Below are 15240 nucleotides of genomic sequence, written 5' to 3'. Positions count from 1 at the left end.
ACAATGGTTTATCAATTGGGCAAATCAAATACCAAAAACTGTAATCAATAGATTGTGCGTCCGCATGTAGTTTCATTTATACGATATATATAGTAGAACAATTATACTAATTTTTTTTAACATTGATAGCCTCCTGTAAACAATATTTTATCACTATACCATATTCTTTATTTTTTACTATTTCCCTTCAATGAGATACAAAAGAACTGTCTCATTTCAAGACAGCCCTTTTGTTATAAATATGCTTATTCGTGTGTATAGTATTTTAATTGAGGAATTTTACTCTTACCAAAACCATATGTTATCGGTTTATAATTAAAATTAGAAGTTCCGGCTTGAGCAATATAAACTCCTGAATAATGTTTTGGTTGACTAGGGTTATACGGTCTAACTACTGAGATATGACCATGCCCATCAGGATTTTTCCATATGACTATAGTAGGCTTACCCATGTTTGCAGATGCTGCTGCTTCTTTAGGTGTTACATTTTTCCATCCATTACTATGTCCTTCCTTACTAAACCAATCAGCTAATCCATTAGCATTTTTATGTCCACCATATGGAACTCCCATTGCATCCATAATATCCATAGCAAATACATTACAATAAGTATTTCCATTTCTCTTTTGATACTTAGGATTTGTTTCAACTTTAAATCCATCAATAATAGAGTTATATGTTTTTTTACTTCTATTGCTAGTATCTTCTCCGTCATTTAATTTGCATCTTAACCAGTATTTATCACCCTTACTACCTGATGGAATCTTACCATAATGTGATATTTTTATATAGTAATACATTCCTGCTTCTACAGTAATACTTACTAAATCATCTTCTCCTGCTTTCTTTCTAGACCTATTTGATTCGCCATCTTTACCAGCAGGTTCAATACCATTGTATAAACTTCCATTACTGGACTTAGCCTTAAATATAGCAATATCTACATCTAAATCTTCATGTCTTGGTCTTACCCAAAAATTTGCTTTTCCACTCTTTTTGAATTTCACCTTATACCAATCGACATCTCCACGATCATCTACTCTTCCATCAACATCATTATCATCTTCAATTAATTGAGAAAATTCTTCACTCTCATTTCTAGTTGTTTTTTCAATTACTTCAAAGCTAATATCATCATCGTCGTCATTCCCATTGTTATTATCCAACATATGAGACATATCAGCACCTACCCATGTATACTCTTTGTATTCTACGTTATCACCTTTATATTTACTTTTTTCATCGTCGCATATTACTTCAAATTTTAGTTTAAATGTGCCTGGTTTATATCCTGTAATATCTACAGGTAACTTTTTACTCTCTCCCTCAGGCCCTAATGTCTTAGCCTCTAGTGTAATAGTATTAATATTCTCACCGCTAATAATTACTTTACAATTCTTAGCAGCTTTATTTCCATAATTTCTAGGCCAAACAGCAAATTCAGCAATCTGTCCTGTTGTAAATGGCTCATCATCATAAGTTTTAATTCTACGAATATATGGATCTGGTCCGCTTGAATAATTACCCATTAAAAATCTCCCCTTTTCGCTTGTTTTTTATTTTTCATATAATCCTTAATACTTGACCTTTATAGATCAAACTACTATTCAAACCATTTAACTCCATCAGTTTATTAACTGTCATGTTAAATGATTTTGCTATAGACCATAGCGTATCTCCTGCCTTCACAGTATAAGTATCAAAGCTACGATCGCTACCTAAGATACTCAATACCATCTGTTTAACCTCCGCTAAAGGGAAGTTTAGTCCAGGGCAAGTTGGAGATCTTAATTCCCTATGACCTTTTATAGTGCGTATACCATATTTGTTACATAGGTACTGGCATAATTCTATAAGAGCTTCAAATTGATTTTCAGATACTTTTTCTACTTCAAAGTTACCTTGTAGGCAATACCTAAAGAACTTTGATTGTAGCTTTTACAGTGAGCTCCTATGGTGTTTTCAGGCCTGCCCCTGTAGACTTGTCCATCTTTCGTGATAAGAAAGTGGTATCCAAATCCACGGAATCCTTCTTGTTTATGCCACCTATGTATATCATCTACAGTTGCACTACTATGTGCAGCATGATGAATGACGATCATAGAAGGCTTATTCATTTTTTTAAGATCATTTAAGCAACGGAAATCAGACTTGATTTCGTTGGCGCCACCCTTTTTAAATCCTAAGTTTGTTTCTATGATGTTCATCCTGCTCACACACCTTTTTCATTTGAAAGGTTTAACCGGTTAAGTACCTTACATCTATTAAAGACAACTTTTAGAGCCAAAATGTAAACCTCTAATTTAAATTTTTTTTAAAAAATTAGAAATTAATTGCTACAGTCAAGTAAAATACCTATCCTAAGCATTTTTTTAAAAACATAATTTTTTATATCTTCAACGATTTGAATACAACATAACATTATTTTTTATAGAATATGTTGTTAGAGTTATTTTAAAAAGTTTCGTGCCGCTCCATGAAACTTTTTTTATTACACTGATCAGTAGTTGATATGGATCACAATACATTCAATAACTTAAGATCCTAGCAAGTTCAAAAGATAGTTGGTTAAGGGCTTTATGATGGAGGGGCATTCTCCAAACCACCCCCTAAACATTTTAAACTCGTTTACAAATATAAATGTTTGTTTTTGAAAAATCACTAAAAAAATGGACTGTGTAATAAACCTCCAATAGTAACACAATAGTACTTGAGATGCATATTCCGCCCCTATAAGGCATGGAAATATGACAATGTATACAAAATATTGTCACGTTTAGAAAAGGTCTTAAAATAATTTTATGAGGTTGTAGGATGAAATTAATTAAGATTTAGGGTATAAGCAAACCCCTAGGGTGATCTAGGGGCAAATTTATTTATTATTTCTAAACAGTTTTTCTAATTCTTCTTTGCTGTATTTAGAAGACCGTTGTTCGAAGTTATTGAATTTGTTTACATTTTTAGGCTTTTCATTCGTATTATGTTTTTGAGCTGATATTTGGTGATAATGTTAAAATAGATTTGAATAATTTATATGTTAAACTAATGTTTGGTGAGTATTAAGTCTTTTTAAAATCGAAAGGAGCAGTTATGAAAAAGAAATTTGTTGCAAGTATACTATGCATCTTGCTTATTTCTGGCTTTATGGCAGGATGTGGGCATCAGCAAGCTATAGATCTGAAAACAGGAGATTATATACAATTTGGAAAATACAACGATGTCCCGATACTTTGGAGAGTGATAAACATAGATGGAAATGGTGATCCTTTGCTTTTTTCAGATAAAATAATATCTTTAAAAGCATTTGATGCAGCCGGTAATTATCATAGTGATGAGTGTAGAAAAGGTAATGGTAGTAACTATTGGAAAAATTCAAATATTAGACAATGGTTAAATAGCGACGAAAAAGCAAATACAATAAACTGGATACAAAATCCACCATCAAAGGAAAATATGTTTGATGGATATAGTCCTTATGAAAATGAACAAGGATTTTTGGCAGATGAAAACTTTACAGTAAATGAGAGAAATATTATAAAACCAATTATTCATAAATCTTTATTAGATAATATAGATAAAGATAAAAAAAACGGTGGAGAGCGTATGCTTACTTTATATTCTAAAATAGGCTCAGTAGTGCAAAATTATGATAATGTATATTATGAAATGGTAGAAGACAATGTATTTTTATTATCTGTAAAGGAATTGCATGACTACGTATGGAAAAATAGAAGAATATTGGGAAAAGAATATTATATAGGAAAGCCCACTAAAGAAGCAGTTAATCATTCTCCAATAAAAGATATTAAATTAGATGCTAAATATAACTGGAGCTATTGGTTGCGGACTCCTAGTGATGCCCCTACTGGCCCTTCTTTTGTACGTATGGTCAAAAACGATGGTTCTATCTTTGACTATTTTGCATCTTTTGGTGGACGTGGAGGGATTAGACCAGCGCTATCATTGAATATATCATCTGCAATTTTCCAATCTGGTTCTGGTATTAAGTCAGATCCATATGTAGCAAAAGGGGTTTCTGGAGAGAAAGAATGGTAAGAGTTACTACAAGAAAAATGATCCCGGATAAGAATGTACAGAATTATATTTAAGATAATTTTATTATTAAAAAAAATAATAAACGCATTAGAATAACAGAAAATATTCCTAAAATTATTGATTCTGATAGAGAGTGCTCTTTTTTAAATGGCCTATTGAAATAAGGAAACCATCTTAATTTGCCTGGAAAAATAAAGTGATTTACAGCAATTTGTAGCATTAGTAATCCTAAAATAATGAATAAAAATTTTAAAATAAAGAAATATCCACTAAAGAGTAATCCTCCTTATAAAATTACAAATATATACTATTATACCATGTAATGTTTAAATAAAAACTGCTGTACGATAATTTTAAAATTATCGTACAGCAGTTTTTATTGTTTTTATACTAAATCTCTTAATCTATCAAACTCAACTGAAAGATTGTGTAGGTTTGCTATCGAAACAGCTACATCTCCCCAATAAAATCCATTTGGAACGGGAATAAATGATATAGTCCCTTTTAGAATGTCGATTACTTTTTCTGACGTTGTTTTTTCATCATTAACGGCATGTGTTATAACATACAATGCTGTTGCTAATTTTTCATTGCTTCCAAATAAGGAAAGCCCTTCAGCATCCATCCATCCAGCCACCGGCTGCATTTCTTCCATTATCCACATAATATTTGAAATTTTTAGCATGCTCTGCTATTCTCCTAGTTGCGCTATCATTACTGCTGTAGTCATCTTGAATAAGTGGGGTTGTAATAGTTTTACTTCCTTTTGTTATTTTGTATCGATATATGCCATTGTATACATATTCTTTTTTGTATGAATATTTTCCAAAACTGTTTGAAATCATTCAAATCTCCCCTTTTCATTTGTTTTTTATTTTTCATATAACCCTTAATACTTGATTTGGATAGATCAAATTACCCTTCAAACCATTCAACTGCATGAGTTCATCAACTGTCATGTTAAATGATTTTGATATAGACTATAAGGTATCTCCTGGATTTACAGTATAGGTATCAAAGCTACGATCGCTCACTAAGACACTGAATACCATTTGTTTAGCTTCCGCTAACGGAAAGTTTAGTCCAGGACAGGAAGTAGATTTTAACTCCCTATGACCTTTTATAGTGCGTATACCATATTTGTTACATAGGTACTGGCATAGTTGTATAAGAGCTTCTAATTGATTCTTAGATACTTTTTCTACTTCAAAATTAACCCCCTTGTAGGCATATTCCTAAAGAACTTTGATTGTAGTCTTTATAGTGAGCTCCTATGGTGTTTTCAGGCCTGCCCCTGTAGACTTGCCCATATACCATTCCTTCCGGCCAGTTCTATTATCTTTTCTTCCAGCTATTTCAGCGTCAGAAAATCCATATATGAACTTTCTAAGAATAACTTCTCTCTGAAGTGGAATTAAAGCGTCTAGTAACATAGATATAAAAACAGTACTTTCTATATCTGGTATGTTTTCATCACTTAATAGGTCATCATTCATTTCAACCCAAGGCATATATCTTAATTCATATTTTCTAAATAAATCTAATGATCTATTTCTTAAATACTTATGTATAAAACTAGCAGCCCTTATTAAATTTAATGAATTTTTGGTAGATGAAAACATACAGGAGCATATGATCGTTTCAAAGAAGGATCACATAAAGAGTCAATCCACTGGAGCGAGTCCTACGGATATTAGTAAAAAGGATATAAAAGAGATTATGCCATCGTTACGCTACTAACTTACTCAGGACTTAGAATATCTGAAGCTTTGAATTTAACAGCAAGAGAAATGAGCATCAGAAGTGGAAAAGGTGATAAGGAAAAAATGAAGGAGAAGGCTAATTTGTTATAGAATTGAATTTTTACATTTTATGTAAAATACTTTGCCCCTGGTGACAGCTTCGCTGGTACTACCCCAAATATAGATTTTATGTATCTGATTCTTTGATAAGTTTGTAAATGATAAAGTATACACTATAACACCAGACTTTAAACCTGTATTATAATAAGGATAAATGGAGGTGAAGATGTTATGGAAAATAAATATAAGACAGCACAGGTAGCAAAGGTAATAGGCATCCACCCTAATACAGTGAGGTTATATGAAAAACTAGAATTAATACCTAAACCTCAAAGATTATCCAATGGATATCGAGTTTTTTTGGATTTTCATATTGCACAATTTAAGCTGGCCAGGACAGCACTTAAAGTTGAGGTGTTGCAAAGTGGTCTTAGGAAAAATATAATTAATATTATTAAATTATCCGCCCAAGGTAAATTTAAAAAGGCAATTGCATATACAAATAACTATATAAATCAAGTTAAAATAGAACAGAAGAATGCAGAAGAGGCTATAGAAATTACAAAAAAATTACTCTCTGGTATACAAGAGAAAGAAAAGGAGATAGCTTTCACAAGAAAACAAACTGCAGACTCCTTAAAAGTTACCATAGATACGTTAAGAAATTGGGAAATGAATGGGTTGATTTTTGTAAAAAGAAAACAAAATGGATATAGGGTATATACTAAAAATGATATTCAATTATTAAAGATAATACGCTCTTTACGTTGTGCAAATTATTCACTTGCAGCAATTTTGCGTATGGTAAGTGCCCTATCGAATAATTCAGAAATCGATGTACGAGAGGTTCTCAATACACCAAAAGCTGATGAAGATATTGTAACAGCATGCGATAAGCTTCTTACTTCGCTAAGTAACGCGGAATTAAATGCAAATTGTGTTTTAAGTCAGTTAAAAGACATGCAAGAAAAATTTAATATAAACCCTACAGTTTAACACCAGACTTTATTATGGTGTTATTCTCTTTTATATATTAAAAAATAGGAGGGGGTTTATACATGGAAACAGTTAAAATTCATGCCTTATGCAAAGCATATGGAAATATACAGGCTGTAAATAACGTTAGCATATCAGTTAAAAGCGGAGAAGTGTTCGGATTACTTGGTGCTAATGGAGCTGGAAAAAGTACAACCATTGAATGTGTTTTAGGTACAAAGGAATTTGATAGCGGCTCAATTTCTATTTTAGGAATGCATCCACAAAAACAAAGAAAGAAATTATATCAGAAAGTTGGAGTTCAATTTCAAGAATCAAGCTATCAAGATAAACTAACAGTAGCAGAACTTTGTAAAGTAACACAAGCCCTTTACAAACAGCCAGCAGATTATTTAGAATTGTTAAAACAGTTTGGTCTTTCGGATAAATGTAAAAATCAAGTGAGTGAGCTTTCAGGAGGGCAAAAGCAGCGCTTATTTATTATACTTGCCTTAATTCCTAACCCAGAAGTTGTGTTTTTAGATGAACTAACAACAGGACTTGATGCTAGAGCAAGGAGAGCGGTATGGAAAGGACTGTTGGATTTAAAAAAGAAAGGACTTACTATCTTTTTAACTTCGCATTTTATGGATGAGGTAGAAGCATTGTGTGATAGGATTTGTATTCTTAAAAAAGGAAAAAGTATTTTCTATGGAACGGTGCAGGAAGCAATTGTAGAAAGCCCATATGAAAAATTTGAGGAAGCTTATTTATGGTATACAGACGAGGAGGAAGATGATCGTGAGAGCATTTAGAACCATGTTGAAAACAGAACTGAAATTGTCCCTTCGAGGGATGGATATGTTTATTTTTGCAATTTGCATGCCGGTAGTGGTAACAATACTTCTTGGTATTATCTACGGAAATAAATTAGTCTTTGATGGTGCAGGATACACTTTTTTAGAACAATCATTTGGAGCTATCACTACAATTGCAATATGTGCAGGGGGTGTCATGGGATTACCACTGGTGGTGTCCGACTATCGTCATAAAAAAATTCTAAAGAGGTTTAAAGTAACACCTATAAGTCCTGCTGTAATTTTAGCAGTGCAGGTAGTAATTTATGCATTTTATGCTATTGCTTCACTTATACTTGTTTATGCCACCGCAGCGATTTTCTTTGGGTTTCGCTTCAATGGCTCCTGGCTTCAGTTTTTAGGTGCCTATTTCTTGGTAATGGGATCTATGTTTAGTATAGGCATTATGGTAGGAGGAATTGCTCCCAATTTAAAGACAGCAAGTGTTGCAGCAAGTATATTATATTTTCCTATGTTGATTTTTTCAGGAGCAACGCTGCCCTATGAAATTATGCCAACAGCACTTCAAAAGTGTTCCAATATATTACCCTTAACACAAGGAATAAAGCTTTTAAAGGCGGCTTCACTTGGTTTGACGGTAGATAGTGTGATGATGCCCATTATTGTAATGATTGCGCTTGGGGTAATATGTACGGGTGTAGCGCTTCGATTTTTCAAATGGGAATAATAGCAAATATCGTATTATTTCAGAAATAAGATTGGATTTTTTTAATATACAATTCTAAGAAGGGATGTAGTAAAACTATATCCCTCGCTACTAACACGGTAAACTGTACAATAATGGTGACTAATTTTAAATTTAGTTCACAATTTAAGAAAAGTGCGAATAACTTACAAATTCGCACTTTAAATATTATCAATTAACTATTTTACAACTTGTTATCAACCATCAGAATTGAGTATCCGTAATTCGTTTTTCTTTATAGGGAAACTGTTTATCGAAAATATTTAATTCCTCATTATCTATTTCAAAAACAGAATCTTCGTAGTACTTGCCTGAAATTCCTTTTAAAGAACCTTCATATAATTCTAATACCATAAAAGCTTCAAAATTAGCCCCTAAAGATGTTTGAATATTATACTCTTTAGCATTTTTAAAGCCAAAGCGATGATAAAAATTTGGATTACCAAAAATAACAATTGCATTAAAGCCTAATGTCTTGGCAACTTTAATAGAGTGTTTCATAAGTAAAGTTCCAATTCCTTTACCTTGATAAGTAGGCAATACTCCAAGAGGCCCCATACATAGAACTTCAAATTCTTCCTTATTTTTATTAACGACCCTTGCTTTTGAGTAAATTATATTGCCAACAATTATATCTTCATCACATGCAACAAAGTCCAATTCTTTGATAAATGCACTTATCTTTCTGATTTTATGAATAATAAAATGTTCCACACAACCAGGTCGATATAAATTCCAAAATGCCTCTCTTGTCATGTTTTCTACATTTCTAAAATCATTTTGATTTTCTAATCTAATTGATCTATTCATTTTTAATCTATCTCCTTTAATATATATAGAAACTATTTCATCCTTTAATCTAAAAGGGTGCAATTATATAATAAGGAATAACGTTTATATCCTTACACCCCTGCTATATATTTAATTGGGAAGTAGTTTGTATATAATTAATTTTTTAGAAAAATTGTCATAACTTTGTTAAATTCTTCTGGTTATACCTATCTCTTTTGTTTCATTTCCTTTTGAATTTTCTTCAACGCTTTTTTAGATCCTCTTTCAATATCTCTATCTAGTTTTCTTTCTTTATAACTTACAAACAAACTATTTAAATCATACCCTTCTGGATATAGCTCTGTAGCCCTTAAATGTAGCGCTATTCTTCTTACATTTAACTCTACAAATTTACCATTGTATAGAACTTTTACATTGTTAAATTTGTTTACAGGCGCATAGATGATCCCAAAATCATCTTCATCTAATAATTTCACTTTATCTCCTATTTCATAAACAGGGATCTCTTTTTCTTCTTCAGATTTTTTCTCAGATGACTCTATTTTACTTCTTTTAACCAAATCAAAATGATAGTTTTTATCATCCATATATTCTTTCGCTTTTTTTAATACCTTATCTTTGATACCCATTTTTTTAGAGATAAAAAGGGCATTACTATCTTGAGACATTCCTATGGTTAGCTTATATAGTGGTTGTAATGTATCTTTATCAAACATCATACCTGCATTTTCAAATTCTGGATGAAGTTGTGCATACTTTTTGATTTCTCCATAATGGGTAGATGCCATGGTGATACATCCCTTTTTGTAAACTTCTTCAAGGATGGCTATAGCAAGTGCTGCACCTTCATTTGGTTCAGTGCCACTTCCAATCTCATCCAATAAAACAAGGGTGCAATGATTGGTTAAATTCATTATTTGTGCAATATTTTGTATATGTGAAGAAAAGGTACTAAGGGCGTTTTCTATACTTTGATTATCGCCTATGTCAACGAATACTTTTTCAAATACATTGATTACAGTATCTTCACTTGCACATATATCAAATCCACATTGAACCATTAATGTCAAAAGGCCTACGGTTTTTAACGAAACGGTTTTCCCTCCTGCATTGGGCCCTGTAATTAGCAAACTTCTATAATTTTTTCCTATTTCTACATTAAGGGGTACAATGTCTCCTTTTAACAAGGGATGTTTCCCATTAACTATTTTTATATAGCCTTGATCATTTATTTTTGGTGTCATTCCATTTATATTTTGGCTATATTTCGCCTTTGCAAAGACCATGTCGTACGCTGCTATTACTTCTATGTTTAATTTAATATTTTTTATTTCTGCAAATATTAGCTCTGTTAAATAAGACAATATCTTATTTTCTTCTATAGATTCTTCACTTTGTAAACAAATCAACGCTACGCTAAACTTGGATATATTTTGTGGTTCTACGAATACGGTATTTCCTTTTGCTGAGGTATCTAGTATAACGCCATTCACTTCATTTTTATAAGATGCTTTTATTGGAATGACATATCTACCGTTTCTTTTGCTTACAACAAACTCTTGAATATACTGTTTGTTGCCACTGGCCATTAAGAATTTATTTAATCGTTCTTTTATTTTATTTTCAGTTACTTCTATATTTCTTCTTATTTTTTTCAGTTCTTTACTAGCTTGTGAATCTACCTTATTTCCCTTTATACAAGCGTCTATTTCACTTTCTATATTTTCACACCCTGTTATATTTAAAGCATATGCACTTAATGTAGGTGCATAAAATTGCATATCAAACATAAAGGACTGTATTTTCCTACTGCCTCTTAAAAAATCTTGTATTTTTATAAGTTCATGTGGGTCTAAGATCATCCCTTTTTCAATCTTATCTATAAGTGTATTTACATTGGATAGACCTTCTAAGGGTATGTGATTGCTATTTTCTATTATCTTTCTGGCTTCTTTGTTTTCATTTAATCTTTGTTTAACGATATTTTTTTTACCACTGGGATTGAGCTTATCGATTAGTTCTTTGCCAAGTGAACTGGCACAATGCACTTTTACTAATTCCTTTACTTCATTTAATTGTAGTTTTTCAAATGTAGACGCATTCATTGCATTCCCTCCCTAGATTTAATCTTAGTATTCATTATCATATTAATACCTCTTGTACTTTTTAAAATTTCCTTTTTAACATCTAACATCGTTCATCCCTCCAAAAAATAAAGGCTATAGGTAAACAGAATACACCTATAGCCTTATATCATTTCATTTTTTATAGTATTTTTTTGCATAAAAAAAGCCGTGCAAAGCACGGCTTTAATAGCAAATAATAGTATAAAGAGTCCCTTAAAATAAAGCCTATTAAGGGTATGTTTTATAAGATTAGCTATCCGTGTTCTTAACTTAATCACATCTTAAACGTACAACAAATAGACCCAAGTAAACGGGTTTTCAAAATTTTAAGATGTTTATTAAATTCATTTAGTTAAGAACAACTACACTCACAAAACAACCTCCTCTTATATTTATCTATAGTATATACTAACAAATTGTAGATTGTCAATTTGTTGTTTGGTTGCATACTGTTCAATAGCAAATTTATGTTGATAAAAAATTATTTCAATATTCCAACACAAACGGTATGCTCGTAGTGATACCTGATTATCTTGCATCTGATCAAATTTTACATTCATAAATATATTAAATATGAATATAATTTCATTTTACTATTTCGTTCAAAATATATGAATGCATTGAAATAACTTTGTTACACGCAATTTATATCAAAGTAACAGAAGCATGTTTTTAATACATCCAAGCAGATTATATTCACATTATTTGTAATCTACTTTGCCCTTCGTGACAGCTCTTCGGGTACTACGCTATAGGGGTAAATCTCTTATTTCAATTTCTGTACCTTCTGGTGCTTTAATTTTAAATAAATAGCCATCTTCAACTTTATATACGATCTCTCCATTTTTAATCTTGAAGGTTGTATATCCTAATTTTTTTATCCTATCAAATTCTTCTTGAACATTATCCACTAAAAAACACATATGGACGATTCCTTCATTCAATGGACTCCAATTTTTTAATTTATCTCCCTTTTTGCCAGTCTGTAATTCAATCATGAATGTTCCCAATCTTAACCATGTATTGAAATCTCGTTTATGAAAATTTGCAGTTTCTTTAACTAATTCAAAGCCTAAAATTTTAGTATAAAATTCAAGTGATTCTTCATATTTTTCCGTTTGAATACATACATGATGCAGCATTTTTATGCGCATAATAACATCTCCTTAAGTAACTTAATTGCAAAATATTGTTTCGTAGTTTTATACAAGTATGAAACAACTTGTGTATAATGTCCCCGCTTGTCAAGACACGAAAATCGATTTTTTAAGATAAATCCTCCTCTCGTGTTTTAGTAAGCTATACAGCGATTTTTTGTATTGAATCATAAAGATCACTCGGGGTGTAGTTATCAAGACCTTGATGGCCACGTTCATAGTTATAACGCTTCATGGTCAACTTTGATCCTGCCCTCTCGATTAGCGCTTTCTTGTCTTCATTTCCGAGATTTGAACTTGTTTTTTTTTAAGCCAATCAACATCCAGTGTAAGTTGTCCAATTTTGTTTACGAGGACCTCCTTTTCTGCCTCATGCGCTTGTTTAAGTTTTTCAATCCCGTTGGTCTTCTTGTCAAAGACAATAGCCATATTGGAAAGAAACTCGAACTTCCATCTACTGATTAATTGTTGGCTTGTACCATATTTATTTGCGATTTCGGCCAAGGTACTTTCTTCTCGAAGAACTTCAAGTACAATCTTAGCTTTTTCTTCTGGGATCCAGTTTTTTCGTTTAGTAGTCATGTTTCTAGTTTATCTTATTTTTTAGATTTTGTGTCTAACTACCTGAGTATATTATAATATTTAATAGAACGGCCATGCCAATCGTATTTGTCAAAGAGAGTATGTTTAAGTCCAAGCTGCTTTGCAATATAAGATATAACATCTTTAGGCATTTTATTTTTATAATTTGGTATTTATAATGTTTTCGGCTTTTTTCGATAGGATGAACATACCTATAAAAGTTGAAAATATGTTAATAATTGGGATGAGTTTGTGATATAATTAAACATTGATTAGGCACAAAACTAATGGTTAATGATGAACAATATAGCTATTTAGAATTCAAATTGGTTTTTTATGATTTTTCAAAGGTAAGCCTAGTGTTTTAAAATAATTTCATAGAAGGGCGTGTTTATTTATGTTAAAAAAATTTTTCTTAACAATTATAGCATTTACTTTATTAAGTAATTATAATATTTTTTCTTTTGCTAATGACAATAACAATCCTTATCCTTGTTTTATTAATAATAAATTAATATATCTAAATAACAATGAAAAACCATTCAAACTAATTAGTACTGTGGATCCTAAAGCTGATAAAGTTGTGTTAATGTTTCCTATTAAAAATTTTTTTGAAAGCCTAGCATTTAAGGTTTCATGGATTGAAAAAGAAAGAAAGATATTAGCAACAAAAAATAATAGGACGATAGAATTTTTCGTAGATGAAAAAGATGAAAAGAAAATGGTAAGAATGGATAACCATTATATTTCTTTATATTTTAGATCTGATCTTAAAGGAAAAAATATATCTATAAAAAATGGTATTGCATTTACAGATTTAGACTTTTTAATTAATTGGCTATATGGAACGGGAATTTATATAGAAGAAAAAGGCAACATTCTTACAGATGGAAGATTTTCCTTGATAATTTCAGACGGCTCTTCGTTATATGAACAAAAAGATACTAATTCAATGTTTTGGGATTCTCGTATACAACCATTTAAAACATCCTATCAACCAAAAGGATTTGATCATCTAAGTATCTTTTGTAAAAGTTTCCCTTTAGAGAATTCAGATATACAATATTATGACCCTAAAGACTTATATGGAAATGCACCTAGTATTTATATAAATAATCAATTACTATTCATACAAAAGAATGAAGTTCCTTATATTAAACAATCCATTAATGATCATGTTGTTATGGTCCCACTTAAAATAATATCAGAATATGTAGGATGTAATTTTCAATTTGATAAAAGCAATAAAATAATTTCATTATTAAAAGATGGAAATAAAGTACAAATATCCTTGCCAGAAAAAAAGATCATCGATAATACTGGAGATTTTAATATGAGTAACACAAGTAATATAGAAATTGATGTTAAAGATGATGTGATTTTTATAGACTTTGATTTTTTAATACATTTTTCAGACGGTATATATTATTATTGGAAAACTCCTTCTAATAAAATAAGCTCTTATATCAGCTTTTAAAAAAGGCTTTGCAGAATACTGCAAAGCCTTTTTTAACTTGACCGTATTTAGATCTTAAATTCATAGAAACAAAATTTTTTACAAGACGCTTAAACAGTGCTACTTTATCGGATTCTAAGATTCCTTCAATATGGGATGAACACTTTGATAGAATTAGAATAGTTGATTCCACAGCATTCCAAGTTGCTAACTCACGAGCAGTTAAAAGTTGAGAAGTCAGCTAAAAAGAAAGGCAAGTGAGATCAAGAGTGCTGAGATCATAAAGCAGTATATTGAAAAAATATATTTAAATCTCATAAAAACATCGTCAATGGTTTATAAACTACTGATAGAAATATCTAATTGTATAAAGAAAAATGGGCGAAAATCACACCGAAAAGGTCAAAAAACCTTTTTTGAAATTCTTGGAGTTTCGCACAACTACCAAGAAAAAGCATGTAGATTCGCCGCATAAAAGCAATTTAATTATAATATATTCTGAGTCCTATGTCTTTAAAATTTTTAATTTTTTTCGTAGGTTTGTTTGCTGTACCATAAAATCAATGACACGATTAGCATTGCTAATAAAAACCATAGAAATTCCACTTTGGTATAGATTTTCAGTCCACTAAATAGACATTTCAACTCTTGCAGAACTGTTTTAATAGCTTATCTTGATGGGCATGTGGTACTACCCCAACTTCGCTTGATAAAAAAATGGCAAATCCACC

At 31.0% G+C, this 15240-nt stretch carries 14 protein-coding genes and 2 pseudogenes; 5 read left to right on the top strand and 11 right to left on the bottom strand.

Translation table 11 applies throughout. The annotated features are described in order from the left end of the window. Positions 1 to 245: 245 nt before the first annotated feature. The 3 genes and pseudogenes from EV214_RS16450 to EV214_RS16435 form a co-directional block, all read right to left on the bottom strand. Positions 246 to 1529 carry a hypothetical protein gene (locus EV214_RS16450; protein ID WP_132247727.1) on the bottom strand — a complete coding sequence of 428 codons (1284 nt, stop codon included), beginning with the start codon at positions 1527 to 1529 and terminating at the stop codon, positions 246 to 248. A 34-nt stretch (positions 1530 to 1563) separates the two neighbouring features. After that, the gene (locus EV214_RS16445) at positions 1564 to 1737 is read right to left on the bottom strand and encodes a LysM peptidoglycan-binding domain-containing protein (protein ID WP_132247725.1); all 174 of its coding nucleotides are present in this window, start codon (positions 1735 to 1737) and stop codon (positions 1564 to 1566) included. A gap of 90 nt (positions 1738 to 1827) precedes the next feature. Next, a pseudogene (locus tag EV214_RS16435) lies at positions 1828 to 2102 on the bottom strand (peptidoglycan recognition protein family protein); the annotation flags it as partial. Between the two features lie 988 nt (positions 2103 to 3090). Here EV214_RS16435 and EV214_RS16430 point away from each other — a divergent pair. Then, entirely contained in the window at positions 3091 to 4056 is a 966-nt protein-coding gene (locus tag EV214_RS16430; protein ID WP_132247721.1) for a DUF6273 domain-containing protein, read from the top strand. Between the two features lie 385 nt (positions 4057 to 4441). Here the strand turns inward: EV214_RS16430 and EV214_RS16425 are convergent, their stop codons facing one another. From EV214_RS16425 to EV214_RS16405, 4 genes and pseudogenes are all read right to left on the bottom strand, one after another. Beyond that, positions 4442 to 4693: a hypothetical protein gene (locus EV214_RS16425; RefSeq protein WP_132247719.1), complete on the bottom strand. Its 252-nt coding sequence runs from the start codon at positions 4691 to 4693 to the stop codon at positions 4442 to 4444. Further along, positions 4671 to 4901: a hypothetical protein gene (locus tag EV214_RS16420; protein ID WP_132247717.1), complete on the bottom strand. Its 231-nt coding sequence runs from the start codon at positions 4899 to 4901 to the stop codon at positions 4671 to 4673. The genes EV214_RS16425 and EV214_RS16420 overlap by 23 nt, the downstream gene beginning before the upstream one ends. Before the next feature lie 135 nt (positions 4902 to 5036). Beyond that, positions 5037 to 5252 (bottom strand): annotated as a pseudogene (locus EV214_RS19755) (peptidoglycan recognition protein family protein); the annotation flags it as partial. A gap of 75 nt (positions 5253 to 5327) precedes the next feature. After that, positions 5328 to 5567, bottom strand: a complete 240-nt coding sequence (locus tag EV214_RS16405) for an RNA polymerase sigma factor sigma-70 region 4 domain-containing protein (RefSeq protein WP_165916429.1) — start codon at positions 5565 to 5567, stop codon at positions 5328 to 5330. Between the two features lie 522 nt (positions 5568 to 6089). On the opposite strand from EV214_RS16405, the gene EV214_RS16400 reads away from it, so the two are divergent. The 3 genes from EV214_RS16400 to EV214_RS16390 all read left to right on the top strand — a co-directional run bounded on the left by EV214_RS16400 (position 6090) and on the right by EV214_RS16390 (position 8378). After that, the gene (locus EV214_RS16400; RefSeq protein WP_132247713.1) at positions 6090 to 6854 is read left to right on the top strand and encodes a MerR family transcriptional regulator; all 765 of its coding nucleotides are present in this window, start codon (positions 6090 to 6092) and stop codon (positions 6852 to 6854) included. 62 nt (positions 6855 to 6916) lie between these two features. Continuing rightward, positions 6917 to 7648 carry an ABC transporter ATP-binding protein gene (locus EV214_RS16395; protein ID WP_132247711.1) on the top strand — a complete coding sequence of 244 codons (732 nt, stop codon included), beginning with the start codon at positions 6917 to 6919 and terminating at the stop codon, positions 7646 to 7648. Then, on the top strand, positions 7635 to 8378 hold the full coding sequence (locus EV214_RS16390; RefSeq protein WP_132247709.1) for an ABC transporter permease: 744 nt from the start codon (positions 7635 to 7637) through the stop codon (positions 8376 to 8378). The genes EV214_RS16395 and EV214_RS16390 overlap by 14 nt, the downstream gene beginning before the upstream one ends. 222 nt (positions 8379 to 8600) lie before the next feature. Here the strand turns inward: EV214_RS16390 and EV214_RS16385 are convergent, their stop codons facing one another. From EV214_RS16385 to EV214_RS16370, 4 genes are all read right to left on the bottom strand, one after another. After that, positions 8601 to 9206: a GNAT family N-acetyltransferase gene (locus EV214_RS16385; protein WP_132247707.1), complete on the bottom strand. Its 606-nt coding sequence runs from the start codon at positions 9204 to 9206 to the stop codon at positions 8601 to 8603. A 188-nt stretch (positions 9207 to 9394) separates the two neighbouring features. Continuing rightward, on the bottom strand, positions 9395 to 11293 hold the full coding sequence (locus tag EV214_RS16380) for an endonuclease MutS2 (protein ID WP_132247705.1): 1899 nt from the start codon (positions 11291 to 11293) through the stop codon (positions 9395 to 9397). A 770-nt stretch (positions 11294 to 12063) separates the two neighbouring features. Next, entirely contained in the window at positions 12064 to 12468 is a 405-nt protein-coding gene (locus EV214_RS16375) for a VOC family protein (protein WP_132247703.1), read from the bottom strand. A gap of 264 nt (positions 12469 to 12732) precedes the next feature. Continuing rightward, positions 12733 to 13053, bottom strand: a complete 321-nt coding sequence (locus EV214_RS16370) for a helix-turn-helix domain-containing protein (protein ID WP_132247701.1) — start codon at positions 13051 to 13053, stop codon at positions 12733 to 12735. Between the two features lie 397 nt (positions 13054 to 13450). Between EV214_RS16370 and EV214_RS16365 the strand changes: the two genes are divergently transcribed. After that, complete coding sequence (locus tag EV214_RS16365) at positions 13451 to 14530, top strand: stalk domain-containing protein (RefSeq protein ID WP_132247699.1); 1080 nt, start codon at positions 13451 to 13453, stop codon at positions 14528 to 14530. Positions 14531 to 15240 lie beyond the last annotated feature (710 nt).

The sequence above is a fragment of the Marinisporobacter balticus genome (assembly GCF_004345705.1).
In the GTDB taxonomy this organism is placed as follows: Bacteria; Bacillota; Clostridia; order Peptostreptococcales; family Thermotaleaceae; genus Marinisporobacter; species Marinisporobacter balticus.
Note: the sequence above shows the minus strand (reverse complement) of the source record. Positions and strands in the feature narration are given on the sequence as shown.

Coding starts and splice junctions, on each gene's coding strand:
- EV214_RS16445 (WP_132247725.1), bottom strand. CDS start 1,737: ATGGTATTGAGTATCTTAGGTAGCGATCGTAGCTTTGATACTTATACT.
- EV214_RS16420 (WP_132247717.1), bottom strand. CDS start 4,901: ATGATTTCAAACAGTTTTGGAAAATATTCATACAAAAAAGAATATGTA.
- EV214_RS16370 (WP_132247701.1), bottom strand. CDS start 13,053: ATGACTACTAAACGAAAAAACTGGATCCCAGAAGAAAAAGCTAAGATT.
- EV214_RS16430 (WP_132247721.1), top strand. CDS start 3,091: ATGAAAAAGAAATTTGTTGCAAGTATACTATGCATCTTGCTTATTTCT.
- EV214_RS16365 (WP_132247699.1), top strand. CDS start 13,451: ATGTTAAAAAAATTTTTCTTAACAATTATAGCATTTACTTTATTAAGT.
- EV214_RS16450 (WP_132247727.1), bottom strand. CDS start 1,529: ATGGGTAATTATTCAAGCGGACCAGATCCATATATTCGTAGAATTAAA.
- EV214_RS16400 (WP_132247713.1), top strand. CDS start 6,090: ATGGAAAATAAATATAAGACAGCACAGGTAGCAAAGGTAATAGGCATC.
- EV214_RS16405 (WP_165916429.1), bottom strand. CDS start 5,567: ATGCCTTGGGTTGAAATGAATGATGACCTATTAAGTGATGAAAACATA.
- EV214_RS16380 (WP_132247705.1), bottom strand. CDS start 11,293: ATGAATGCGTCTACATTTGAAAAACTACAATTAAATGAAGTAAAGGAA.
- EV214_RS16395 (WP_132247711.1), top strand. CDS start 6,917: ATGGAAACAGTTAAAATTCATGCCTTATGCAAAGCATATGGAAATATA.
- EV214_RS16375 (WP_132247703.1), bottom strand. CDS start 12,468: ATGCGCATAAAAATGCTGCATCATGTATGTATTCAAACGGAAAAATAT.
- EV214_RS16385 (WP_132247707.1), bottom strand. CDS start 9,206: ATGAATAGATCAATTAGATTAGAAAATCAAAATGATTTTAGAAATGTA.